The sequence below is a fragment of the Burkholderia sp. SJZ089 genome (genome assembly GCF_007828315.1).
Lineage (GTDB): Bacteria > Pseudomonadota > Gammaproteobacteria > Burkholderiales > Burkholderiaceae > Burkholderia > Burkholderia gladioli.
This window is the reverse complement of the sequence record NZ_VIUM01000006.1, coordinates 178,123-202,523: the sequence shown is the minus strand read 5'-3', so window position 1 is coordinate 202,523 and position 24,401 is coordinate 178,123. Positions and strand designations below refer to the sequence as shown.

18 protein-coding genes and 1 riboswitch are annotated in these 24,401 nt (G+C 66.2%); of the genes, 10 read left to right on the top strand and 8 right to left on the bottom strand.

Annotation, left to right across the window (positions count from 1 at the left end; all coding sequences use genetic code 11):
• Nucleotides 1-38 precede the first annotated feature (38 nt).
• Complete coding sequence (locus FB600_RS13365) at nucleotides 39-935, bottom strand: EamA family transporter (protein WP_098181188.1); 897 nt, start codon at nucleotides 933-935, stop codon at nucleotides 39-41.
• 91 nt (nucleotides 936-1,026) lie between these two features.
• Here FB600_RS13365 and FB600_RS13360 point away from each other — a divergent pair, with 91 nt between their 5' ends.
• Nucleotides 1,027-1,959, top strand: a complete 933-nt coding sequence (locus FB600_RS13360; RefSeq protein ID WP_098154343.1) for a LysR family transcriptional regulator — start codon at nucleotides 1,027-1,029, stop codon at nucleotides 1,957-1,959.
• A gap of 225 nt (nucleotides 1,960-2,184) precedes the next feature.
• A complete protein-coding gene (locus tag FB600_RS13355) occupies nucleotides 2,185-3,903 on the top strand; it encodes a tannase/feruloyl esterase family alpha/beta hydrolase (RefSeq protein WP_145756919.1) in 1,719 nt (572 codons plus the stop codon).
• 24 nt (nucleotides 3,904-3,927) lie between these two features.
• Here the strand turns inward: FB600_RS13355 and FB600_RS13350 are convergent, their stop codons facing one another.
• From FB600_RS13350 to FB600_RS13330, 6 genes are all read right to left on the bottom strand, one after another.
• Nucleotides 3,928-4,539 carry a PolC-type DNA polymerase III gene (locus FB600_RS13350; RefSeq protein ID WP_013697230.1) on the bottom strand — a complete coding sequence of 204 codons (612 nt, stop codon included), beginning with the start codon at nucleotides 4,537-4,539 and terminating at the stop codon, nucleotides 3,928-3,930.
• Between the two features lie 143 nt (nucleotides 4,540-4,682).
• Nucleotides 4,683-5,279, bottom strand: a complete 597-nt coding sequence (locus FB600_RS37720; protein WP_244117912.1) for a hypothetical protein — start codon at nucleotides 5,277-5,279, stop codon at nucleotides 4,683-4,685.
• A 193-nt stretch (nucleotides 5,280-5,472) separates the two neighbouring features.
• Complete coding sequence (locus tag FB600_RS37190; RefSeq protein ID WP_127841080.1) at nucleotides 5,473-5,697, bottom strand: hypothetical protein; 225 nt, start codon at nucleotides 5,695-5,697, stop codon at nucleotides 5,473-5,475.
• Complete coding sequence (gene bcpO / locus FB600_RS13340; RefSeq protein WP_098154809.1) at nucleotides 5,658-5,840, bottom strand: CDI system lipoprotein BcpO; 183 nt, start codon at nucleotides 5,838-5,840, stop codon at nucleotides 5,658-5,660. Before bcpO ends, FB600_RS37190 begins: the two co-directional genes overlap by 40 nt.
• 318 nt (nucleotides 5,841-6,158) lie before the next feature.
• A complete protein-coding gene (locus FB600_RS13335) occupies nucleotides 6,159-6,413 on the bottom strand; it encodes a hypothetical protein (RefSeq protein ID WP_098154347.1) in 255 nt (84 codons plus the stop codon).
• Entirely contained in the window at nucleotides 6,413-14,110 is a 7,698-nt protein-coding gene (locus FB600_RS13330; protein ID WP_186467857.1) for a hemagglutinin repeat-containing protein, read from the bottom strand. Before FB600_RS13330 ends, FB600_RS13335 begins: the two co-directional genes overlap by 1 nt.
• Before the next feature lie 1,014 nt (nucleotides 14,111-15,124).
• On the opposite strand from FB600_RS13330, the gene FB600_RS13315 reads away from it, so the two are divergent.
• From FB600_RS13315 to FB600_RS13285, 7 genes are all read left to right on the top strand, one after another.
• Nucleotides 15,125-16,195 carry a substrate-binding domain-containing protein gene (locus FB600_RS13315; RefSeq protein ID WP_145756920.1) on the top strand — a complete coding sequence of 357 codons (1,071 nt, stop codon included), beginning with the start codon at nucleotides 15,125-15,127 and terminating at the stop codon, nucleotides 16,193-16,195.
• A gap of 181 nt (nucleotides 16,196-16,376) precedes the next feature.
• Complete coding sequence (locus tag FB600_RS13310) at nucleotides 16,377-17,432, top strand: ABC transporter substrate-binding protein (RefSeq protein WP_098154351.1); 1,056 nt, start codon at nucleotides 16,377-16,379, stop codon at nucleotides 17,430-17,432.
• Between the two features lie 14 nt (nucleotides 17,433-17,446).
• On the top strand, nucleotides 17,447-18,268 hold the full coding sequence (locus FB600_RS13305; protein WP_098154353.1) for an ABC transporter permease: 822 nt from the start codon (nucleotides 17,447-17,449) through the stop codon (nucleotides 18,266-18,268).
• Nucleotides 18,269-18,293: 25 nt separating this feature from the next.
• Nucleotides 18,294-19,277, top strand: coding sequence for an ABC transporter permease (locus FB600_RS13300; RefSeq protein WP_098154354.1), 984 nt, complete (start codon nucleotides 18,294-18,296; stop codon nucleotides 19,275-19,277).
• Nucleotides 19,278-19,300: 23 nt separating this feature from the next.
• Complete coding sequence (locus FB600_RS13295; RefSeq protein WP_145756921.1) at nucleotides 19,301-20,329, top strand: ABC transporter ATP-binding protein; 1,029 nt, start codon at nucleotides 19,301-19,303, stop codon at nucleotides 20,327-20,329.
• A gap of 30 nt (nucleotides 20,330-20,359) precedes the next feature.
• The gene (locus FB600_RS13290) at nucleotides 20,360-21,184 is read left to right on the top strand and encodes a phosphodiesterase (RefSeq protein ID WP_098154356.1); all 825 of its coding nucleotides are present in this window, start codon (nucleotides 20,360-20,362) and stop codon (nucleotides 21,182-21,184) included.
• Nucleotides 21,185-21,400: 216 nt separating this feature from the next.
• Nucleotides 21,401-22,606, top strand: a complete 1,206-nt coding sequence (locus FB600_RS13285) for an MFS transporter (RefSeq protein ID WP_096749434.1) — start codon at nucleotides 21,401-21,403, stop codon at nucleotides 22,604-22,606.
• Between the two features lie 199 nt (nucleotides 22,607-22,805).
• On the opposite strand, the gene FB600_RS13280 is transcribed toward FB600_RS13285, so the two are convergent.
• Nucleotides 22,806-23,741 carry an EamA family transporter gene (locus FB600_RS13280; RefSeq protein WP_098154357.1) on the bottom strand — a complete coding sequence of 312 codons (936 nt, stop codon included), beginning with the start codon at nucleotides 23,739-23,741 and terminating at the stop codon, nucleotides 22,806-22,808.
• Between the two features lie 105 nt (nucleotides 23,742-23,846).
• Here FB600_RS13280 and FB600_RS13275 point away from each other — a divergent pair, with 105 nt between their 5' ends.
• A complete protein-coding gene (locus tag FB600_RS13275; protein ID WP_145756922.1) occupies nucleotides 23,847-24,224 on the top strand; it encodes a hypothetical protein in 378 nt (125 codons plus the stop codon).
• 31 nt (nucleotides 24,225-24,255) lie between these two features.
• A riboswitch (TPP riboswitch) is annotated at nucleotides 24,256-24,372 on the top strand.
• The last annotated feature ends 29 nt before the right edge of the window (nucleotides 24,373-24,401 follow it).

The window sequence follows — 24,401 nt, the reverse complement described above, 5'->3', positions numbered from 1 at the left end:
CATCCTGCGTCGGCTTTTATGATGACCGGCGGGGCCGGTTACTTCTGTACGACCGCGCCGATGCTCGCGGCCACCACGCAGAAGGTGCCGGCGATCTGCAACGCGCTCAGGGGCTGCGAGAGCACCACGAAACCGATCGCCGCGGCGATCGCCGGCTCGGCGCTCATCAGGATGCCGAACGACGAGGCGCTCATGCTGCGCAGCGCGATCAGCTCCAGCACGTAGGGAAACAGCGGCACCAGCATCGCCAGGTAGGCCGCGTCGAGCAACTGGCCGGCAGGCAGGTGGCCGCCGCTTTGCGCGATGCCGAACGGCGTGGTCACCAGCGCGGCCACGATCAGCGAGGTGGCGAGCCCCTGCAGGCCGTCGAACAGCGTGCCCACGCGCTTCATCAGCAGGATGTAGGCGGCCCAGCCGAGCGCCGATCCGACCGGGAACACCAGCGCGGCGGGCGTGGCCACCCACATGCCGTCCTGGCGCGCCAGCAGCAGCACGCCGGCCAGCGCCAGCACCGGCCACAGCAGCAGGGCCGGCTTGCGCACGCGGAAGGTGGCGATCGCCAGCGGCCCGAGGAAGTTGATCGCGACCGCGAGCCCGAGCGGCACGCGGCGCGCCGCCTCGAAGAAGCACAGCGTCATGCCGGCCATCGCGCTGCCCAGCGCGATCGCGGCGATCCAGCGCTGGCGAGAATAGCTGTGCAGCGGCGGGCGCACCACCACCGCGAGCACCAGCGCGGCGAAACAGAGCCGCAGCCAGGTGGTGCTGACGGTGCCGTATTCGATCGTCGCCGGCCGCGACAGCGCGGCGCCCAACTGCACGCTGCACATCGAGGCGACCGCCAGCAACGGCGCGATAGCAGCCACGAACGACGCAGGAGCGCGCGATTCGGCAGGCGGGCCGCCGTCCGCCCGGGCGGCGCTCAATTCATCGCTCATGGTGGGTTCCAGGTAGGTGACCGAACGAGTCTAACCGGGCTCGGGCGCGTGGTATAAGCTGCTTATTCTTATGGCCGCATCAGGAAAATTGATGATCCGAGATCTCGACAGCACCCTGCTGCGCACCTTCGTGACGGTGGTCGAAACCGGCAGCGTAAGCGGCGCGGCCACCGCGCTGCGGCGCACCCAGGCCGCCGTCAGCATGGCCTTGCGGCGGCTCGAGGACGAGGTCGGCCAGCGCCTGCTGGAACGCTCGCCGCGCGGCGTGAAGCCGACCGCGGCCGGCAGCGTGCTGCTGCCCTATGCGCACGAGCTGCTCGGCATCGGCCTGGCCGCGCGCGCGGCGCTCAACGCGGGCGAGATCTCGGGCACGGTGCGGCTCGGCATCCTGGAGGACATCGCGGTGGGCCACCTGCCGCACGCACTCTCGCAATTCGCGGCCGCGTTCCCCAATGTCGCGCTGGAGATCGTGGTCGACGCGAGCCCGGTGCTGTCGCAGCGCCTGGCCAACACCTCGCTCGATTTCGCGATCGGCGATCCCAGCCTGATCCGCGCCGAGCCGCTCGTCACCTGGCAGCATCCGCTGCACTGGGCCGCCGCGCGCACGCGCGAGGCGTTCACGCGCGGCGAACCGCTGCCGATCGTGGCCTTCGGCGGCACCTGCCCGTGGCAGGAGAAGCTGTTCGCGACGCTGCGCGATGCGGGCATTGCGTGGCGCGTGATCTGCACCAGCACCAGCCTGTCGGCGATCCAGTCGGCCGTGGAGGCCGGGCTGGGCGTGGCGGTGCTGCTGGACTGGAACGTGCGCCGCGACTCGATGCGTGTGCTCGATCCGCGCGCGGCCGGCCTGCCGGCGCCGCCGATGGCGGATTTCGGCTTGTTCAGCCATGCGGATGCCGGCGATCCGGGTTCGGCGGCGGCCACGCTGCAGCGCTTCCTGTTTCATGCCTTGCAGCTCGGCACGCCCGGCGAGGCGGCCGGCGACGGCGGGCGTCGGGTCGGGTCGCTGCGGGTGGCGATCTGAGCGCGCTGCGGGCTTCCCGCGAGGTCACCGAGCGAGTTGTCCAGGCTCCCGCCAGCGTCTGGCGAACTATGGGCAACACCGATCGCGCCTCGCGTTTTGTCATGAAATACTCCGGGAACCATTCATCGCGATCCTGTCATCCCGACAATTCGCCCACGCCCGCCCGGCGCCGCGCCTCGTGCCGCCCGGCCGGGCTCGCTTCCCGGTCCAGCCCCTTCAGCGGCAATGAAACAGCATTCGGCACATAGGATCCTCATCGTCTTCTCCCTCGCCTCGGCCATGCTCGCCGCCAGCTTCCCGGCGGCCGCGCAACACGCGCCCCGGCAGCCGCGCCACTGCCTGGACCTGGCCGGCGTGCAGATTCCCCCGGCTGAAATCGGCCTGCCGACCGACGGCGCGATGGTGCAGACCGCCTCGACCATCGGCGCGACCACGATCGGCAACCAGGATGGCGATTATTGCCGGCTGACCGGCGTGATCCGCGCGAAGACGGCCGGCACGCCCGACATCCGCTTCGAGATGAACCTGCCGGATCGCTGGAACCGCCGCGCCCTGCAGTTCGGCGGCGGCGGCTACAACGGCGTGGTCGTGACCGGCACCGGCCCGACGCCGTTCTCGCCCGACATCGCGCCGCTCGCCCAGGGTTACGCCACCTTCGGCGACGATTCCGGCCATATCGGCAACCCGGGGGAAGGCAGCTTCGGCATGCTCGACGAGGCCGTCATGAACTACGGCTACGCGCATCTGAAGAAGGTCCACGACGTGGCGCTCGCGCTGATCACGCGCGGCTACGAACGCGCGCCCGACAAGATGTATTTCGCGGGCGGCTCGACGGGCGGCCGCGAAGCCTACACGGTGATCCAGCGCTACCCCGACGACTACGACGGCGTGATCGCCAACGCGCCCGCGCTGAACTTCACCGGCGTGCGCCTGATCGGCGTGGCGGTGGGACGGGCCGAGTACCGCAGGCCGGGCGGGTTCGTGTCGAGGCATTTGCTCGAACGCGTGTACGAGCGGACCTTGCAGGTTTGCGATGGGCTGGACGGCGTCGCCGACGGGATCGTCAGCGATGTCGAGGCCTGCCGCGCGAAGGAGCCGGAGATCATCGACTCCTTGCGTTGTCCGGATCAGCGTGCATCGGCGGAGGACGTGCCGGCGCAGATGCCGGCGATCGTCGCCAGCCCCGGCACCATGGCGCGCGGCGGCAACCCCGCCGGCGCCTGCCTGACGCCGACGCAGCTCGCCACGCTCGAATTGCTGCGCGACGGGCTGCATCTGCCCTACCCGCTCGCCTGGAACGTCGACGGTTATCGCGGCTACAACGTGTTCCAGGGCACGCGCTTCACGAGCGGACTCGGGCTCGCCAATTCGCCCTTGCCGCTCGCGCAGCCGCAGTTCCATGAAAACGGCTATCTGTTCGCGCAGGGCGATGCCTATATCCGCTACTTCGTCACGCGCGACACCGGCTTCAACGGTCTCGACTTCGACGTGAAGCACCCGGGCCGCTACCAGCAGCGGCTGGTCTCGCTGTCGAAGACGATCGGCGCGATGAATCCGGACCTCTCGCGCTTCATCGCGCGCGGCGGCAAGCTGATCACCATGCAGGGGCTGGCCGATGAAGTGATCAGCCCGAACCAGACGATCGCGTATTACGACAGGCTGGTTGCGCGCTACGGGCAGGAGCGTGTGGATGGCTTCATGCGCCTCTACATGGCGCCGGGTTTCCAGCACGGCAATGGCGTGTTCATTCCGTCGGTCGATCTGCTGGGCGCGCTCGATCGATGGGTGTCGCATGATGTGTCGCCGGAAACGCTGCTCGCCACCGATATCGTGCCGGCCACCAACGGGCGCACGCGCCCGCTGTGCCGATATCCGGCGTTTCCGCGCTATGTGGGCAAGGGGAATGTGAATCGGGCGAGCAGCTTTGTCTGTGCGATGTCGTGACGGGGGCGGCCTCGCGGTTCCCTACTAGGCGCCGACCATCGAACCCAGGAACATCGCGACCTTGGCCTTGCTGGTCTTCTGCAGTCGCGACATGAGTGCGTGATCGATGCGGCTCAGGCCGTAGGTCCGCGCCATGTCGCTTTGCAGGCGGCACCACAGATGGCTCGCCATCTCCGCGTCGACCATCGCCCGGTGGGCACGGCCCGTCTTCGGCAGGCTCAGCATCTCGACCAGGCTCGACAGTCGATGGCTCGGCGCCTGCGGATAGATGCGTCGCGCGACCAGCAGCGTGCAGGCGAATTCGTGTGCCGACGGCACGCCCAGCAGCCCCAGCTCCGATTGCCAGAAACGCCGGTCGAAACCGGCGTTGTGGGCCACCACCGGATGGTTTCCGACAAACGCCGCCGCCTCCCGCATCACGCTCGCCACCGGCGGCGCCGACGCGATCATGTCGTTCGTGATGCCGGTCAACGCGACCACGTCCGACGGGATGCGACGCCCGGCGTTCATCAGGCTCTGATAGCGGTCGACGATTTCGCCATCGCGCAACAGCACGATGGCGATTTCGGTAGCGCGGTCGCCCTGGGCGGGGGAAAGTCCGGTGGTTTCGAAGTCCAGAACGGCAACGGTTTGCATATCTCTTTGCTTGTGCGGCGGGTTGAATCGGGCGAACTCCCAGGCCCGTGCGGGCTTCGACGCTTGAGCTTGCGGGACGCGGCGGCTTTCGACGCCGCGTCCCAAGTGCCGATGAGAACGAGCTCAAACGGCGACTTGCCGACTTACTTCGTCAAGCGCACCACATACAGGCCGGAAGCCTGTGCGTTGGCGGCCACGCTGTAGTTCGGCGCGTTCGAAATCGATGCGCCTTGCTGCAGCGGCTGATAGCTCACCGTGCCGCCCGACAGGCTCGCATACTCGATCACGGGCGGATTCTGCGTCGGCTTGACGTCCGTCTTGAAGTTCAGCGTCAGCGTCGACGAGGCCATCGAATGCAGATCGCCGGCGGATTTTACCTCGTAGACATAATCGGCCGCCACGCCGGCGAGAACCGGATCGGGTTTGCCCAGGCAAACGGCGAAGTCGCCGGAGATGCCGTTGGCCGGCGTCTTGATCGTCAGCGTCGCGATGCCGTCGTCGGTCACCAGGTTCATGTTCGCGTTCGAGATGCTGCTGTTCGAGAGCGTCAGTTTCTTGTAACTGGACGGGCAGGAGAACGCCGCCTCCTTCGTCGTCTCCTTCGAACCTTGCGAGGTCGAACCCGTGGTGTTGCCGCCGGCCACCGGGGTGCCGCCATCATCGTCACCGCCGCCGCATGCCGACAGAAGGACCGCCACGCTCATGATGCTTGTCAAAACGAAACGCTTTTTCATCTTCATCCTCGTAATTGTTAAATATAACTAACGAACAACATCACATCCTCGGATCGATCTGGATTCCATCGTCCCGTGTGATTCTTGATAAACCTCGCGCGGCTATGGAAATAGCTACGCGGAAGCTACATGCCTGGGTGAAACTCGCTTCCCGGCAACACTAGAGTTGTGCGGTCACCTGGAGCGAATTGAATCTGTTTCAACCATTCGAGCCAGGGCGCTTGCCACCGATTTTGAGACGTGGCCTTCGCACCTGCCGCGGCGGCACGGTCAGCAGGCGTGGAAGTTTGCCGAGCAAAAAGCAGCGAGCGGCAAAAGCGATGTTGCCGCCAGCGTCATCACGGATAGGCGAATGATCATGCGTGTGGTGATGTCGATTTTTTCTTATGGCTTTGGCGCCAAATGGCCTGGAATCCAAAGCCATTCCGAGCCGCTCCATTTCCAGTAACCCATGACCCACATCTCGCTCGACCAGGATGGAAGCACGGGTTCCATTTCAGGCCTCCGCGGTGGACGTGGTGCTGCATTGGGTGGCACGGTCTCGCATGCGGCGAGAAGTGCGGACATGGCGATCAGCAGGATGATTGACCTTGTTGATTTCCTCACTGACACCTCGATTTCCGTGCGACGTGCTCTCTGCTCATGATTTATGCCAGCGAGAGATTTTGGAGGCCGGCTTCCACAAGAGTAGTACGCAGGTTGGTCTAAGAAATTGTCATATGTCATCACAATCATAAAGTGATTAATCGGCATCAAGTTCATCAAAACCTTCCGATCAAGATTTTCACGACTCGAACAAAATCATTCGCTCGATCCACAAATTATTTCCACGTCTCCAGATGCGATTGACCATTAAATCAGTTTCTCAGAATCTTGATTTCGTCTTTATTTCGACTGATCTTGCCCACGATCCTCCCCCCTATAGCTCTCTCGTGCCCGCTCGTAGCTATTGTCGAATGGTTTAATATTCAGCTGATGAGCCTTGCTGGCGTACCCACCGATGGCCGCGACCCCCAACCCTACTGACATCAATATAATCGAACGACACCAGATAAAACTAACCACACCGATACCAATTCCAACAACAATCAGCAGAGCACGAACATGACGCGATAAATTTCCGTTTTCCATCAACTTCATCACTCCCCTCCACTTTCCATGAGATGAGTTTTTATCTGGTTAGCCCATGCCGAATTTTTTATTAATTCACCGATTTCAGTAAAAATTGGGCCTGCCAACGGATATCGATCTGATTCATAAAATACTGCCAAATCGACAAAGCCATCGAACCCCAAACCCCAAGGCTGTGGATTCACCAATTGCAGAACACCGCTCGCCCCCAAACTCACAGTAGCAGCACCAACCGATAATCCAACTGCAGCAACCGAGTGGGGTCCAGGTACGGCAGCAGCAGCGCCCGCGGCCGCACTTACCCGTCCAGCATTCACGGAAATCGCCTCGGCAGCATCCGCCGTCGTATCTTTCACGTAATTCGCATCCGACGGATCAAACTTCGTGAACGGTCCCGTTACCTCAAAACCAAAGCTTTTCTTACCGGCCCCGTCGTACATGATGCTCGGCACGTCGTCTTGCGCCCACGCAGAATTCGCAAGAATGTAGCTCTGCAATTCAGCATTCGGCTTCACCGTGATCTGCGTCAGAATCTGCTTGCCGTCGTCGGTCGTTCCCGCATACAGCCATTTCGCTCCCGAATCGGTCGGCATCGTCCCCACCAAGGTTTCCGGCGTTCCAGACTCACGATCGCCGCCAATCAACCCGCCCATGATCCGCATCTGATCCTCGATCTGCTGCTGCGTATATTTCCCCTCGCTCTTCACTGCCAGTTGCTTCGCAAGCGTCTTTTCATCTGCCCGGTTGCCCTCGTGCAACTGCCTGTTATAGACCTCGTTGCCAATCGCCGAGCCCGCACCCGCCAACGCCCCCGACGTCCCCCTTCCAGCCAACGCCCCACCTACGGCCCCCCCTGCCGTTGCCACGATCTCATTCAACGCGTTCCGCGCGGCCGATTGCGCACTCAACGGCAACTGACTCACCGTCTGATCGACGATCGGCTGCGCCAGCGACTGCAACACATCACCCGCCAACGACCCGGCAACCGCCCCACCGACATTCCCTCCCGACAGCGCCGCCCCGATCGCCGCCACTGCGGCGTGCATGGCATCGCGCCCTGCACCACCCTCGCCGAACAGCGTTTTCATTTCCGGACTGCTGTCGGCCAGTTTGGTGGCCGCTTCCGCGAGCGCGAACGTAGCAACCTTGCCGAACGCGTGGGCAAAAGCCAGATTGTTCTGAACCTCACGCAGGTTGAACGTGCTCTGCACCGTCTCATTTGCATTTGCAGTGTCGCGCGACAAACCTGCCGTGCTGTCGGTGCCGTTCTGTTGATCCGATTTCACGACGATCTTCGCCGGGCTGACTGCGGCATGCGTGACACCGCTCGCACTATCCCCTGTCTGTGCGAAGCTCGGCCCGCCGGACAGCGAAATACCTTCCGACGACCCGGAATACGACATCCTGTTTTGAATGTCACTGAACCCCAGCGTGTTGGTCGTCAGCGTGTTGTGGTCCGCAGGGGCGACACTCGCTATCTGCGCGCCATTGAGCTGCGTATGGCCGGCTACCTCGACATCGAATCCCTGTTTGCCCGCCACGATGCCGGTCTGTTGGTTCACCGACGCGTAATTCGAATCGATGCTCGTGTGGCCGATCGACGCGTCGATACTGCCGCCACCGCCGGGGCCAAGGGTGAAGCCGCCGCTCCCGCCGGCGTTGTGCTGGTTGTTGCCATAGCTCGACATATCCTGAAGGCTCGCTATCGTCAGGTTACCGCCGACATCCGCCTTGACCTTGTCGCCTGACAGTTGCGCCCCAGCAAGCGCGGTGTCGCCGCCGGACTTCATCGTCAGCGTATTGCTCGCCGCCACCGTCGTATTGGTTTGCGTGACACTATCCCCGTTGCCTCGGCCATGTGCGTTCGAACCATTCGCGAAAACGCTGATGCCGGTGCTCTTGCCAACACCGATGGCAATACCCGCATTCCAGCCGGTCGAACTGTTCGAACTACTGCCCTGCTCCGTGCTCCGCGCGCTTTGCAGCAGGATCGCGTTATTGGCGTCGAGCGTGACGTCCTTGCCAAGCAAGGAAGTTCCAGTCAGCGCGATATTGCCGGTGCCGGCCTGAGCATTGCCGTCAGCGTCCGGGCTTCCCCGAGCCGTGATGGAAACATCACCGTTGCCGATGATCGACGAACCCTTGGCATGGGTGATCGATGTGGTCGCGTTATTGCTGCTATGGCTCGATCCGATGCCGAGTTGTACCTGCACGCCCTTCGCGGCTTCGCTCAGGTTTCCGCCAGACAAGGCGCCGACAGCATCCTCGAGGCCACCGCGGCTGCGATAGGTTTGCCCGACAGCCGCAACGGCCTGTACTGCCGCTAGGCGCGAATCCCCCGATTGCTGCCCCTGGCGGACAGTGCTCGCCATCGACTGGCCGAGGCCGAGCAGCCCGCCGCCCAATCCGACGCTCAACCCCGATTGGCTGAACCGTTGGGACTGCGCATCCTCGTAACTGTCATATGCCGTATTCACGCTCACGTTTTGCGCGTTGATGCCGACATTCTGGCCCGCGACCAGCGTGCTCCCGGTAATCGCCGCATCCTTTCCGGCCTGGATCGAGAGATTGCCTTGCGACGAGCCGATCACGCTCGCGTTATTGGTTACCGATCTGTTCTGATCCTGTTCCGCCCCGGAGCGGGAGCCCACGGTCAATGAAAGGCCGCCATTCGTAAGCAGCCCGGATTCCCTCTTCTGGTAATAGCTGGACGACTGCGTCGTATCCTGCGAGGTCGTGATATTGACGTTGCGCGACGCCTGCAATGCAACGTCGTTCGTGCCGACCACGTTGCTGCCGGCGACATTGATGTCGCGGCTGCTGACAATGTGGATGCCGTCAGCCGACACCGTACTGCCCTGGCTATCGGTCGCTGTCCGATCTACCCCGCTGGCAATCTTCGCGCCGCTCACGATATTGCCGTGGCTATGCGTTTCGCGTGAGTTCAGTTCATGTGTCTCGGCCGTGGCACCGATGTTCACGTCCCCTGCCGCGATCAGAATCGCATTGCCTTTATCCAGGCTCACCGTGCTGCCGATGATCGAGAGATCCTTGCCCGACGCGATCGTAACGGCACCTCCGCCCTCGAGTTGCGTGCCGGTAAGCGACTGATCCAGGGTGTACAGCATTTGCGCAGCGCTACCGTGACCATCTCGGCTCGAACTGTTGCTGTTCGAGATCGAAGTCGCGCTAGCCGCACCGAGTGTGACATTGCCCTTGGCCGCGATGACTCCACCGCGCCCAAGATCGATTTGCGCGCCCTTCGCGTCAAGGTCTCCACCAACCCCGACGCTCGACTGCCCGCCCACCTGCACCACGCTGCCCGTCACCTGGTTGACTTCGGTATTCGACACCCCATTCGCGCGCTGCACTATCTTGTGCTCGCCTGTCTGCACCGCGCCGAGATCCCAGCCGCCCCCCACGTTCATCCCGAGATTGCCGCCGACCGACAGTTCACCCGCGTTCTGCCGGAAGTCGCCGCCCGTCGTGATCGCGGCGTCGCCGGTCACACCGAGCCTGGCCATCGGCCCGAGCGTCGTGGTCGTGCTCGTCGCGCCATCGCGGCTCACTCTCGCCACGGTGGCCGTTGCCGTATCAAGCATCAGGTCCTTGCCCGCCTCCAGTTGCAGGCTGCCTGCCTTCACATTGGCTGAAATCAGATTCACATTGTCGGTCGTCGTCAGCGACATCAGTCCGCAGCTTTGCAGCGCGCCGAATGCGTCGTCGATCTGCCTGCCCTGAATCGCCAACGTGTTGTCCGCCTTCAGCGTGCCGCTGTTCGTGAAGTCCTGGGTGTCTTTCAGGTCGATATCGGTCGCGCTGATCAGCGGCCCGTTGACATTGCGCTGCCCCGCCCGCGCGAGATACACGACAGGCACCAGAGCCGCTTGCCCGTCCACTACGCGCGTTTCCATCATGATCACGTTGCCGGACAGCTTCGAGACCTGGTCGGCCGAGAGGCTCGCGCCGATCGGTAGATCGAGCGATTTCGCCACGCCCGCGCCCGCGGCCATCAGCGATCGATACATCGTCTGCAGGTCAGTGTATGGTCCGAGCAGCGCCTTGCCGGTCAGCGCCATGACTTCGTCGCGCACGAGTTGCTGCTCGTGGAAACCGTCACCCAGGCGCTTCGGGATATGTGTGAGGTCCACGCCGATCTGGCTGAAGAAGTAGTCGCTGGAAATGAAATTCCTCTGGTTCGTGAAGGCAGGATTGGTCTCGACCACATAACTCGCGTTGGGCGACGGATTCGGCTTGTACAAGCCGCCCGGTGGAGTCGCCAGGTTGCTCAGGACGTTTTGCGCCGTCGCGCTGGCCACGATTGGATCGACTGCCTGCATCGGCTTGCCGATCGAGCCGACGCCCTGTGCGCCGATACCTTCAACCTGGCCGGCCACCGTGCCGCCAAACGTCTTCGGCACGCTGACATTGCCGCTCACCTCGCCGAACGTCAGGCCTTGCACGGCCTGGCCCGGAAGCAGGCCGAGCGGAGGCAGCGATGCGTTGGCGGCGGTATTGTGGACGCTGACGCCCGTTCCCGATATCGCACCATTTGCGCCCAGGGTCGATCGGTAATCCGGAAGCGAATAATCCTTGAACGAGCCCGGCGCCGCCTGCGTGTACCCTCCCGGATGCCTGGTGACGAACGGAGCATTGCCGAACGGCAGTTGCCAGTCATGCTCCTGGTTGTTGTAGTTGTTGTAGTGATACTGGCCAGAGTAAGAGACGGTGACGCCGGGAGCCTGCTGCCCCGAGGCAGCCCAGCCGTCCGCGTCGTAGTATCGCGGCATCTGGAGATTGCCGACGGCCGTGATGCTGCTCCAGTAGTTCCGCAGCGTGCCGCTCCGCGACGCGTCGATATTGCCGCCCGACACGATTTGCGCGGCCGGACTGAGCCCCGCCACTGTCGTTGCCGTCGCACTGTCCGCGTAATAGGTCGTGAAGTGATAGTCGCTGTTCCAATGTCCCTCATGAGGCGGCTCGGTGTACACGCCGCCGATGTTGTTCGGATCCTTTACATTGATCTGCCCGGTTTGCCCTTTGATCTGGATACCAAACTGCGCCAGCGTCGCCGGATCGATCGAGCCGGTCGAGGTGCTCATCACGCGACGCTTGTTCACCAGTTTGTCGGCATGCAGTTGCATGTCGCCGCCGGATTGAATCAGCGCCGACGAGTTGTTGACCAGGGCCGCGTTCGTGTAATGGCTGGCCGCGTCCTTGCCGCCCGCGAGCACCAGCGTGCCCATGCCGAGGATCGCCGCGGTCGCCGTCGCGTCGGTGGCCGTGCTGTCGTCGCGGTTCTCGATATCAGGCGCGAGAATCTCGAGCGTGCCCTGGCTGTCCGAAGCGCCGATCAGGGCCGAGGGCCCGAGGTTCGATGCCGTGCCGGTCGCATTGATCGAGGTGCTGCCGCCCACGATCGAGCCGCTATTGACGAGATCCGCCGATTGCGCGCGCAACAGGCCACCCGCCATCATCGTTCCGCGATTGACGATGTTGCCCGCGTCGATGCTCACCTCGTTGACCGCCTGGATGCTCGCGCCGTTGCTGAAGGTGCCCGACAGCGTAAAGACGAGATTGCGGCCGGCGTTGAGCTGGAAGTCGGGCGTGGTCGAGAAATCGCCCTGCATGCTCAAGGCGGCGTCACGAGCGGCCTTGTACGCGCCACCGTCTTGTAGCGTCGCTGCCTTCACGGTCAGATCGCGGTTCGAGCCGATCTGACCGCCGGTGTTCGCGATGGCGCCGTTCATCGTCACGTCCACGTCGCCGTTCGTATCCTGGACGCTGCCGATCCGTCCTCCTGAGTTGTCCAGGCTGGTTCCCAGCACCTGGAGGTTCGCGCCGCTCAGCTGGCCGCCTTGCGTATTGCGAATCGAGGCGGCCTGGATCGTCACGTCGCCGTTGCCGGTGATCACGCCACCTTGCGCTCCGATCCCGGCGGCACCGGCTGCGTTCGTGAGCAGGCCCGTCGTGTTGAGTCGCAGCCCGTCGGCATTGAGGGAGATGATGCGACCGGCCGTGTTGTCGATCGTGGCTCCTTCGACAATGGCATGCCCCTCGCTCTGGATCGTGCCTTGATTGTTGGCCAGTTTGCCGCCGTGCAGCACCATCGTGCCCGCGGAAACCAGCGTGCCCGTTTGGTTGGCGATCTGTTCGGCGGCCGTCACCGACAGCAAGCCTTTCGAGGATACGCTGCCCCCCTGGTTCGATACCGTGCCGCCGCTCAGCGTGGCGGAACCGCTGCTCGTCAGCACGCCGTGATCGTTCGCGATCGTGCCCGCCGCCTTCGCCGTGGCGGCGCCCTGCGCGCTCGTTGTCGCGTTCGCGAGGTTCACGTCGCCAGTCGTGGCGCGCAGCGACAACTCGCCGGCCGCGGCCGTCGTGCCGCCGGCGAGATTCACACCCGCGCCCGTGGCCGAGAACTTGCCGCCCGCGATGTTCAGTCCAGTAGCAGTCAACTGGCCCACAGTCGTGACCTCGAGATCGCCAGCTTGCGTGACGGCACCGTCACCATTCACACCCGAGCCGAGCATCCCCGTCGAATTCAGCGTGCCGGCTCTCAGCTCGACGCCGTGCTGCGCCGCGAGCGCACCGGCATTCGCTACATCGGCGCCGGTGTCGAGCGACGCCGATTGCCCGGCATAGGTCGTCCCGCTGTTTTCCATGCCGGCCACCGCCGATACGACGAGATTGCCGAGCGAGCTTAGCTTGCCGGCCTGCGTCAGGCGCCCGTCGGTATTCAGCGTCAGCCCCATGGCATCGGCCGCGATGGTGCCGGCATTACGCACGCCGACGCCGCCCTCGGTTCCAACCAGGAAGATGCGATTGCCGTACATCCCGCCCAGTTGGCCAACATCGATCGCGACAGCCGGCGCCGCACCCTCGCCCTGGATGCGCGTCGCCCGGAGCAGGTCGTGATCGACCCGGTTCGCGCCGGTCACGACGTTCAGAGTCGATGCATGGATGGCCGCATTGGCCTCTATGGCCCGGGAAATGAGATCGACCTGATCGACATTCGTCGCATCGAGGCCCGCGCCCCGCACGGCAATGAGGCCGCGCGTGACATTGAATCCGGCCAGTGATCCGTCCGCATTGAGATTCGGCGTACCCGTCGTCAGAATGGCGCGCGAAGTATTGATGAAGCCACCGCCATCGACCACGAGACCAGACGGATTTGACATGATCATCTCGGCCCGCTGGCCGGCAATCTCGATAAAACCTCGTAACTGTGACGGATTATTGCTATTGACTTGGTTGACAATGATCCGGGCCGCGTCGTTCGCGCCGAAATTCGGATTTCCGTTGATATAACCCGCCTGCTGCGTGTTCGTCATCACCGCTGAGTTGTTCACGATCACGCCGGGTTTCTGGACGTCGAACCGGGAATAGGTATTAAGCGAAACACCGCCGCCTCCCGGCTTGTTGATATTGACCTGCGGCAGGCCGTTGGGCGTCTGGATAACCGAAGGCGCGTGCGCGCCGCTGCCCGCCACCTGGGCCTTGCCCGTCAAGGGTGTCGCGCCCGCGGCAAGCCATGCCGCGAATGCCACTTGACGCAGCGCGAATCGCGCAACCAGATGTGGCACGCGGGCCGCGACAACGGACTTGCCCTCGTTGCCGCGCCCCGGCGCATGCACGGTTTCCTCCACGGCGACAAACATGCCGTGGACGCGACTGAACACCAATCGGTGGCTATTTTTGTTCACGTGATTTGGTCTACTCGCAAGTCGCGCCCCGGCGCGATACTGATCAACTGACAATCACATTCTTACCCGAAACATCCCTCCATTCGATTATCTCGATTTAAAGAATGTCAAATCAGGTAGGCACGTGGGGTTTTCACCTCAATCCGTCAATCCGAATGCGCAATGCAGCACCGTCTCAAAAATAACGGCACCCCTCACCGGTCGATAATGACGCGCGACAACCAATTCGAGATATCGGGATAGACGTGAAAATATCAGCAGTTCTTTTATCTAATTATTAGCCCGAACGGCGCGGACTCGCGCTGGCACACATGGACGGCACGCGACTTGATCGACTTACCTTTCGCGATATCTCAGTCAATTTGACGCGGCTCGCACCCAACAAAAAACCCGCGATGCCTTGCGCGATCGCGGGTTTCAACCTCTCACCGAATCTCGGTGCACTGCTTGTCTGGTGCCGGGGACCGGACTCGAACCGGCAAGCCAATGAAGGCGGCGGATTTTCGTCACACTGCTTCTTTCGAAGCCGGCCGGGCGCGTGCCTGGCCGTTCGTGCGCTGGACTATGCCTTCGCCGTCGCCTGCACGCGTTCGCCGCATGCAAGGCCTTAGGCGCCCCCCGTCTAGTCTCTACACCTTCCCGCGCATCGCTCGCGCGATGTCCGGGCTTGGCTCGGCGTTGCCTCGTCGCGCTGCGCGCCAGGGGTTTCACCGAATTTGAGGGGTTCTGCACCGGACGTTTCCGACCGGGCACTCAAATCATTTAAGTCCGCTATGTTTACCAATTTCATCACCCCGGCTAAAGGGCGGACCGCATTCTACCACTGGTCCGGCACGACTTCAGTCCGATAAACAGGCTCGCCTGCGGATTGGCGGCGAGGGTTTCGCCATCGTCGGGGAAACCACCCTGACCATCCCCGCCGGCGCCTTGCCCCATCTCATCCGGCCCGCGTCATCGAAGCGTCACACGCACTGCCGATAATCGTCGACGTAAACGTTTACATCGCGAGTGCCCATGACGTCGACCATCAAGGATGTTGCAGCCTTGTCCGGCTTTTCGATCGCCACGGTCTCGCGTGCGATCAACGCCCCGCACACGGTGGGCCCGGATACGCTCGCGACGATTCGCGCCGCGATCGAGACACTGCAGTTCCGGCCCAATCCGCTGGGCCGACAGTTGCGCAGCGATCGCACCCAGTTGATCGGCGTGATCCTGCCCACCTTCGCCAACCCGGTGTTCACCGAATGCCTGCAAGGCCTCGACGAGCTGGCATCGCAAGCCGGCTTCAAGCTGATCGTGATGACCACGGAGTACGACACGGCGCGCGAGCGGCATGCGATCGAAACGCTGCGCGCGCAGCGCGTCGAAGGCCTGATCCTGACGGTCGCCGACGCGCATGCGCATCCCCTGCTCGACGCGCTCGATCGCGACGGCCTGCTCTACGTGCTGATGCACAACGACACGCCGCATCGCCCCTCGGTGGCGGTCGACAATCGCCAGGCCGCCTACGACGGCGTGAGCCACCTGATCGCGCGCGGCCATCGTCGCGTGCTGATGCTGGCCGGCTCGCTGGCCGCCTCGGATCGCGCCAGGCAGCGCCATCTCGGCTACGCGCAGGCGCTCGCCGATCACGGTCTCGAGCCGCTGCCGGCGCTGGAGGTCGACTTCAACGCACCCGAGCTGCCCAACGCGGTGCTCGCGCACCTCACCTCGAAGGCCACGCGCCCCACCGCGATCTTCTGCAGCAACGACCTGCTGGCGATGGTGGTGATGCGCGGGCTGCGTCGCGCGAAGTTCCGCGTGCCCGACGACATCTCGGTGCTCGGTTTCGACGGCCTGGCAATCGGCGAACTGCTGGCGCCGCCGCTGGCCAGCGTCGCCACGCCGAATCGCGAGATCGGCCGCTCGGCCTGGCGCCGCCTGGCCGAGCGCCGCGCCGGCGAGACCCATGCCGCGCCCGCGCTGGTCCTGCAACACACGGTGCGCGACGGCGGCTCGGTGACGGCGATCGGCGATGCGCTCGATACCGGCTGCGGCAACGGTCACGGCCCGGACGGCGCGCATGGCCTCGACACCCACGACTGAGGACGACGCGATGCTCATTCCGTTTCCGCCGTTCAAGCAATTCGTTTCGTCATCCCTATCGATTGGCTCGACGCACGCGTCGCCGCCCACCCCGCATTCCTCGAGTGGACGGCAAGTACCGTCCGCTCCTTGCTCGTTCCCCCCTGTCCATGCTCCATCCGTCCTCGCCAGGAGACCTCACGTGACTTTCCGCTTCCCCTTCCCGCGCGCGCTTGCCGGCGCGCTGCGCCGCGCCGCGGCCCTGCCGGCCGCCTGCGCACTCGCGCTGGCCGCGTTCGCGCCGCTCGCCGCGCACGCCGACGAAACCGCGATCTGCTACAACTGCCCGCCCGAATGGGCCGACTGGGCCTCGCAGATCGCCGCGATCAAGCAGAAGACCGGCATCCGCGTGCCGTTCGACAACAAGAACTCGGGCCAGGCGATCGCGCAGCTGATCGCCGAGCAGAAGAGCCCGGTGGCCGACGTGGTGTATCTCGGCGTGTCCTCGGCCTTCCAGGCCACGGACAAGGGCTTGGTCGAGCCGTACAAGCCCGCGCACTGGAACGAGATCCCGGCCAACATGAAGGACCCGCAAGGCAACTGGTTCGCGATCCATTCGGGCACGCTGGGCTTGTTCGTCAACAAGGACGCGCTCGACGGCAAGCCGGTACCGCGCTCCTGGGCGGACCTGCTCAAGCCGGAGTACAAGGGCATGATCGGCTACCTCGACCCGGCCAGCGCCTTCGTCGGTTACGCCGGCGCGGTCGCCGTCAACCAGGCGCTGGGCGGCTCGCTCGACAACTTCAAGCCCGCGCTCGACTGGTTCCGCAAGCTCAAGGCGAACCAGCCGATCGTGCCGAAGCAGACCGCCTATGCGCGCGTGCTGTCGGGCGAGATCCCGATCCTGATCGACTACGACTTCGACGCCTATCGCGCCGAGTACAAGGACCACGCCAACGTCGCCTTCGTGATCCCGGCCGAGGGCACCATCTCGGTGCCCTATGTGATGAGCCTGGTGAAGAACGCGCCGCACGCGGCCAACGGCCGGAAGGTGCTCGACTTCGTGCTGTCCGACGAAGGCCAGAAGCTGTGGGCCAATGCCTACCTGCGCCCGGTGCGCGCGCAGGCGATCAGCCCCGAGGTGGCCGCCAAATTCCTGCCGGCCAGCGACTACGCGCGCGCCAGGCCGGTCGACTTCGGCAAGATGGCGGCGGGCCAGCAGGCCTTCGGCCAGCAGTACCTGCAGACCATGCAATGAGGAGCGACGGCGAGATGCGCGACCTGAGCTTTCCGCTGCGCTGGCGCCTCGCGCTGCTCGCGCCGGCGCTGGCGGTATTCACCGCGTTCTGGCTGCTGCCGATGGTGGTGCTGGTGCGCGTCTCGGCCGAGGGCGGCTTCGTGTCGACCTACCTCGCGCTGCTCGCCAATGCGCGCTACATGAAGAGCCTGGCCTCGACGGTCGCGCTGTCGGCGGCCGTCACGCTCGCCACGCTGGCGCTCTCCACCCTGGCCGGGCTGCTGCTGGCGCGTCGCGAGTTCGCGGGCAAGCGCGCGCTGGTGGCCCTGCTGACCTTCCCGCTCGCGTTCCCCGGCGTGGTGGTCGGCTTCATGGTGATCATGCTGGCCGGCCGGCAGGGGCTGGTCGGCATGCTGTCGGCGAAGCTGACCGGCGACAAATGGGTGTTCGCCTATTCGGTGGCGGGCCTGTTCGTCGGCTACCTGTATTTCTCGATTCCGCGCGTGATCGTCACCGTGATCGCCTCGGCCTCGAAGCTCGATCCCTCGCTGGAGGAAGCCGCGCGCTCGCTCGGCGCCTCGGCCTGGCGCGTGTTCGCCGACATCGTGCTGCCCGCGCTGGCGCCGGGCCTGATCGCCTCGGGCGCGATCTGCTTCGCCACCTCGATGGGCGCCTTCGGCACCGCCTTCACGCTGGCCACCGAGCTCGACGTGCTGCCGATGACGATCTACACCGAGTTCACGCTGAACGCGAACATCGCCACCGCCGCCGGCCTGTCGATCGTGCTCGGCATCGTCACCTGGGCGGTGCTCGCGCTCGCACGCAGCCTGACCGGGCAGGCCGCGGCCGTCGCCTGACTTCATCGAGGACCCCGCCCCGACCATGACCACGCTCCCACCCCCGACCGGCCTCGATGCCGAGCAGGCCGCGCCGCCCGATCGAAACCGCGCGAGCGGCGCGCTTCGAGGCTCACATCACGGCCCACATCACGGCCCGCATCACGGCCCACGACGCGGCCCGCTGCGGGCCTTGCCGAGCGGGCGCAGCCTCGCGGCCGCCGCGCAATGGGCCGTCACGCTCGGCCTGTGCGCCTTCCTGATCATCCCGATCGGCATGTCGGTGCTGGCCGGGCTGACCGTCAACTATTTCCGCGGCCCGTCGAGCGGCCTCACGCTGCGCTGGCTCGGCGAAGTCTGGGCCCAGTACCAGGGTTCGGTCTGGCTGTCGCTCGAGGTGGCGGCCGCCACGCTCGCGCTCACGCTGGTCACCGGCGTGCCGGCCGCCTATGCGCTGGCGCGCAGCCGCCATCGCCTGGCGCGCCTCGCCGAGGAGGCGCTGGTGCTGCCGATCGCGCTGCCGGGCCTGGCCTCGGCGCTGGCCCTGCTGATCGTCTATGGCGGCTTCTCGTCGTTTCGCACCAGCCTGTGGTTCATCGTGGTCGGCCACGTGGTGTTCACGCTGCCCTTCATGGTCCGCGCGGTGGCGGCGGTGGCCGCGCGCGCCGACCTGCGCACGCTGGAGGAAGGCGCCGCCAGCCTCGGCGCCTCGTTCGCCACGCGCTTTTTCACCATCGTGCTGCCCAACCTGCGTCCCGGCATCGTGGCCGGCGCGCTCGCGGTGCTGACGCTGTCGATCGGCGAGTTCAACCTGACCTGGATGCTGCACACGCCCGACACCAAGACGCTGCCGGTGGGTCTCGCCGATACCTATGCCTCGATGCGCATCGAGATCGGCAGCGCCTACACCATCCTGTTCCTGCTGATGACGCTGCCGTTGCTGGTGGCGATGCAATGGCTCGGCGTCGACGCGACCGGCACGCGCGTCGACGCCGGCGCCGCGCGCAAGTCGCGCAAGCCTTCCGCCTGACCTCTCACCGCCCCCTCCCGACGATGAAGCTCGATTCCATCCCCGTCACGCTGACGCGCTGCACCAAGACCTTCCGCGACACGCGCGTGCTCGAACCGCTGGACCTGACCATCGGCGCCGGCGAAACCCTGGTGCTGCTGGGCCCTTCCGGCTGCGGCAAGACCACCACCTTGCGCATGATCGCCGGGCTCGACCGGCCCGACGCGGGCGGCGCCATCCACTTCGGCGACGAGGACGTGACGGCGCTGCCGATCGAGCGGCGCCAGGTCGGCATGGTGTTCCAGAGCTACGCGCTGTTCCCGAACCTGACGGTGCGCGGCAATGTCGGCTACGGCCTGAAGATCCGCCGCACCGCGGCGGCCGCGCTGCGCGAGCGCGTCGACGAGCTGCTGGCGATGATGCAGCTCGGCGCGCATGCCGACAAACCGGTCACCGAGCTGTCGGGCGGCCAGCGCCAGCGCGTCGCGCTGGCCCGCGCGCTGGCGGTGCGCCCGCGCGTGCTGCTGCTCGACGAGCCGCTGACCGCGCTCGACGCCAAGCTGCGCGACACCCTGCGTCGCGACATGAATGCCCTGCTGCGCGAGCTCGGCGTGACCACCGTCTACGTCACGCACGACCAGGCCGAGGCGATGGAGCTGGGCGACCGCATCGTGGTGATGGGCGCCGGGCGCATCGAGCAGATCGGCACGCCGCGCGACATCTACTACCGCCCGGCCAGCCGCGCGGTGGCGCAGTTCATCGGCACGCTCAACCGCATCGAGGGCGTCTGGCGCGACGGCGCGCTGGTCACCACCGGCGGCGCGGTGCCGAGCGATCGTCAGGCTTCCGAACTGTTCTTCCGCCCCGAGGATGCCCAGCTGGTCGATCCCGGCACGGCGCCGCTGCGCGGCGCGGTGGCCGGCTGCGCCTTCCTCGGCGAACGCACACGCCTGACGATCGAGCAGGCCGCGCCCGACGCGCTGGTGATCGACGTTCCCGGCCGGATCGCGCTCGCGCGCGGCACCGCCGTCGGCCTGGCGATCGCCCCCGAGGGGCTGATCGCGCTTCCCTGACTCCACACAAGTACCCACGAGGATTTCCCCATGTTGCTCGCCCAGATCAGCGACCTGCACATCAAGCGCCGGGGCGCGCTCGCCTATCGCCGCGTCGATACCGCCGCGAGCCTGGCGCGCACCGTCGCGCGCCTGAACGCGCTGGTGCCGCGTCCCGACGCGGTGCTGGTGACCGGCGACCTGACCGACTTCGGCCACGACGACGAATACCAGCACCTCAAGCGCCTGCTCGCGCCGCTCGAGATCCCCTACTACCTGCTGATCGGCAACCACGACGAGCGCGGCGCGCTGCGGCGCGTGTTCGCCGAGCGCGCCGAGCTGCAGGGCGGCGAGTTCGTGCAGTACGCGCTCGACCTGGGCCCGCTGCGGGTGATCGCGCTGGATTCGCAGATCACCGGCCAGAGCGCCGGCACGCTGTGCGAGGCGCGCCTCGACTGGCTCGCGCGCGAGCTGGAGGCCGCCGCCGGGCGCCCGACCGTGGTCGCCCTGCACCATCCGCCGTTCGCCTCGGGCATCGCCCACATGGATCGCCAGCGGCTCGATCCCGAAGCCGCGCGCCGGCTCGATGCGCTGCTGCGCGCCCATCCGAACGTCGAGCGCGTGCTGTGCGGGCACGTGCATCGCACCATGTTCGCGCGCTTCGGCGGCACCATCGCCCTGGCGGTGCCGGCGCCCGCGCACCAGGTGGCCTTCGACCTGCGCCCCGACGGCCCTTCGGCCTTCGCGATCGAGCCGCCGGCCTTCGCCGTGCACCGCTACGATCCCGTCGAGGGCCTGGCCACCCATCATGTGTATGTCGACGACAGCGACGGCCCGCATCCGTTCTATGACGCCTCGGGCGCGCTGATCGACTGAAGCGGCCGACGGCGGCACGATGTCCCTCGCCGTGCGCGCGGCACGGGCAGCCGGCCCGGCAGGCCACGATGCCGGCGCCCCCGGGTGCCGCGTCGGCAGAGTTCACGGCGCTCCGGTATGATCGGCAGCCTCGCCGGCGCGGCCGTCCTCGCGCTGCCCCGGCCCCGCCGTTCCGGCGCGCCCGGCTTCGCGCGCCCCGCTTCGTCCCGATCGCCCATGTCCACGCCGCCTTCCGCCATCCCCTCGCCGTCCGCCGCCCATCGCCATTACTCGCGCGGCCTGCTGCTCCTGCTCGCGACCATCGCGGGCGTGTCGGTCGCCAACATCTACTACAACCAGCCGCTGCTCGGCGCGCTGCGCCTGTCCTTCCCCGACGGCGCGGCCTGGATCGGCGTGGTGCCGACGGCCACCCAGCTCGGCTACGCGGCCGGCATGCTGCTGCTCGCGCCGCTGGGCGACCGCTTCGACCGCCGCAAGCTGATCCTGCTGCAGATCGCCGGACTGTCGGTGGCGCTGCTGGTGGCGGCCGCCGCGCCGGCGCTGCCGATGCTGGCCGCGGCCAGCCTGGCGATCGGCGTGCTGGCCACCATCGCCCAGCAGGCGGTGCCCTTCGCGGCCGAGATCGCGCCGCCGGCCGAACGCGGCGCGGCGGTCGGCACGGTGATGAGCGGCTTGCTGCTGGGGATCCTGCTGGCGCGCACGGCGGCCGGCTTCATCGCCGAATATCTCGGCTGGCGCGCGGTGTTCTGCGCCTCGGTGGCGGCGCTGCTGGCGCTGGCGGTGGTGATCATGCTGCGCCTGCCGCGCAGCACGCCGACCTCGACGCTGCGTTATCCACAGCTGCTGGCCTCGCTCTGGCACCTGGCGGTGGAACTGCGCGAGCTGCGTTACGCGGCGGCCACCGGCGCGGCCATGTTCGCCGCGTTCAGCGCCTTCTGGCCGGCGCTCACCCTGCTGCTGGCCGGCGCGCCCTTCCATTACGGGCCGCAGGCGGCCGGGCTGTTCGGCGCGATCGGCGCGGCCGGCGCGCTGGCCGCGCCCTATGCCGGCAAGTCGGCCGACAAGCGCGGGCCGCACGCGGTGATCGCGCTCGGCATCTGGCTGGTGGCGATCTCGTTCGCGATCTTCGCGGTCTCGGCCAGGTCCCTGGCGGGGCTGGTGATCGGCGTGATCGTGCTCGACGTGGGCGTGCAGGCCGCGCAGATCTCGAACCAGTCGCGCATCTATGCGCTCAAGCCCGAGGCGCGCAGCCGCGTCAACACGGTCTACATGGTCTGTTATTTCATCGGCGGCGCGATCGGCTCCTCGGCGGGTGTCGAGGCCTGGCATGCCGGAGGATGGCTCGGCGTGAGCGTGGTGGGGCTGTTGTTCGCCTGCCTGGCCGGCGCGATCCATCACGTCGGCGCGCGCCGCCGGGGCTGAGCGGAGCGGGCCGCCGCGAACCAGGCCCTACCGGCTCGGCTGCCGTGAATCGGCAGGCGCTGCCGGGGGCCGGCGGCGGGCGCGCTTGCCCGTGAATCGGGCCAGGTTGCCCGAGCCTGTCTAAATCTCGCTGCCTCGAGCATGATCCTGAGGAATCCGTGCATCGCAGGCCGCCCCGAGCCGGCCGAGGCCGCGCGCCCTACTTCACCGCCTTGCGCGCCGGATCGCAGACGAAGGACAAGCCCACGCTGCCGAGGATCGCCAGCGTCGCGATCACAGTGGCGGCCGTGACCGGCTCGCCCAGCAGCAGCGCGCCCAGCGCCACCGCGACGATCGGGTTCACGTACATGCAGCTGCTGGCCAGCACCGGGCTGGTGTTGCGGATCAGGTAGCCGTAGGCGACATACGCGATCATGGTGCCGAAGATCATCAGGTACAGGAACGCGAAGGTCGGCAGCACCGCCCACTGCACGCTGCGCTCGCCGAGGAACATCGCGGCGATGGTCGACATGGTGCCGCCCAGGCCGATCTGCAGCGAGGTGGACAGGAACAGGTCGCTGGGCAGCTTGAGTCGGCTCGACAGATGCACGCCGCCGGCCCAGAACAGGCCGCCGCACAGCACCGTGATGCTGCCGAGCGTGGAGCCGGGCGTGGACGGCCCGCCCGAGTTCAGGATCACGATGCCGACCATGCCCAGCCCGACCGCCACCCACTCGCCGCGCGCGACCTGGCGCCCGGCGATGGCGGCGATGACGGTGGCGAACAGCGGCACGGTAGCCACCATCACGGCCGCCGAGCCGCTGCTGACGGTGCGCATGCCGAGCGCGATCAGCCCCGAGGAGGCCGCCACCAGCATGGTGCCGACGATGCCGGCATTGCGGATCTCGACCAGGCTGGGCATCACCGGCTTGCGTCGCATCGCGAACACGAACAGGCCGATGCCGGCCAGGCCGTTGCGCATGCCCGAGAGCAGCAGCGGCGGAAACGACTCGAGCGCGATGTGCAGCGCCAGGTAGGTCGAGCCCCAGACGAAATAGATGAAGGCCAGCGCCAGCGCGATGCGCCCGCCGCGGCTTTGCGGCAGGCTGATGCGGACTCGCCCCGCGATGGCGAGCAGACGGTCGAGCAGGGTCATGGCTCAGCTCGGCTCGTTGGCGGATCGGCAAGACGGGACGGATCGAGGGCCCGGCATGGCAGCCGCAGCCGTCGCCCAGGCGGCGGGCAGCGCGGCGAAACCATCGTGGCGGGCAATGCGGACGTGCGAGGGCGACCGGCGCGAAGCCGATGCGGCGGGGAAAAACGAGCGGGACGGCATGTCGTCGAGAACGGAACCGGAGAAGTCGAACTGACCCAGAAGAATGGGCGCGCCGCGACCGACGGCGCCTTTGAAAGCATTATGCATGACAGCCAGGAAGGCGAATCGGGGTCAATCAGGAAAAGCTCGACGCTGACGTTTCGGCGCGACAGCCCCCGCTCGCCCTTGTCGCGACCCGACGCGAATCTGCCGCAAAACGACAGCCACCGCCGCATTTCAAACCATCCCGGCAAGACCCCGCGCGGCAAGCCCGCCGGCCCTGCCCGGCGAATTCGGCGGCGCGCCGGCCAAGCGAGCGGTTGAAACCTCGGCCGTCCGGGTGTATCGTTCGCCCTTGCTAACGCGGGGGTCCTGCGTTGCGCCATTCGGAATGCGGCGCATCGCGGGTGAGAAATACCCTTTGAACCTGATCTGGATAATGCCAGCGCAGGGAAGCGTACGGGCCTCGCCACACGTGGTACCTCCGGCCGGCCTGCCGCC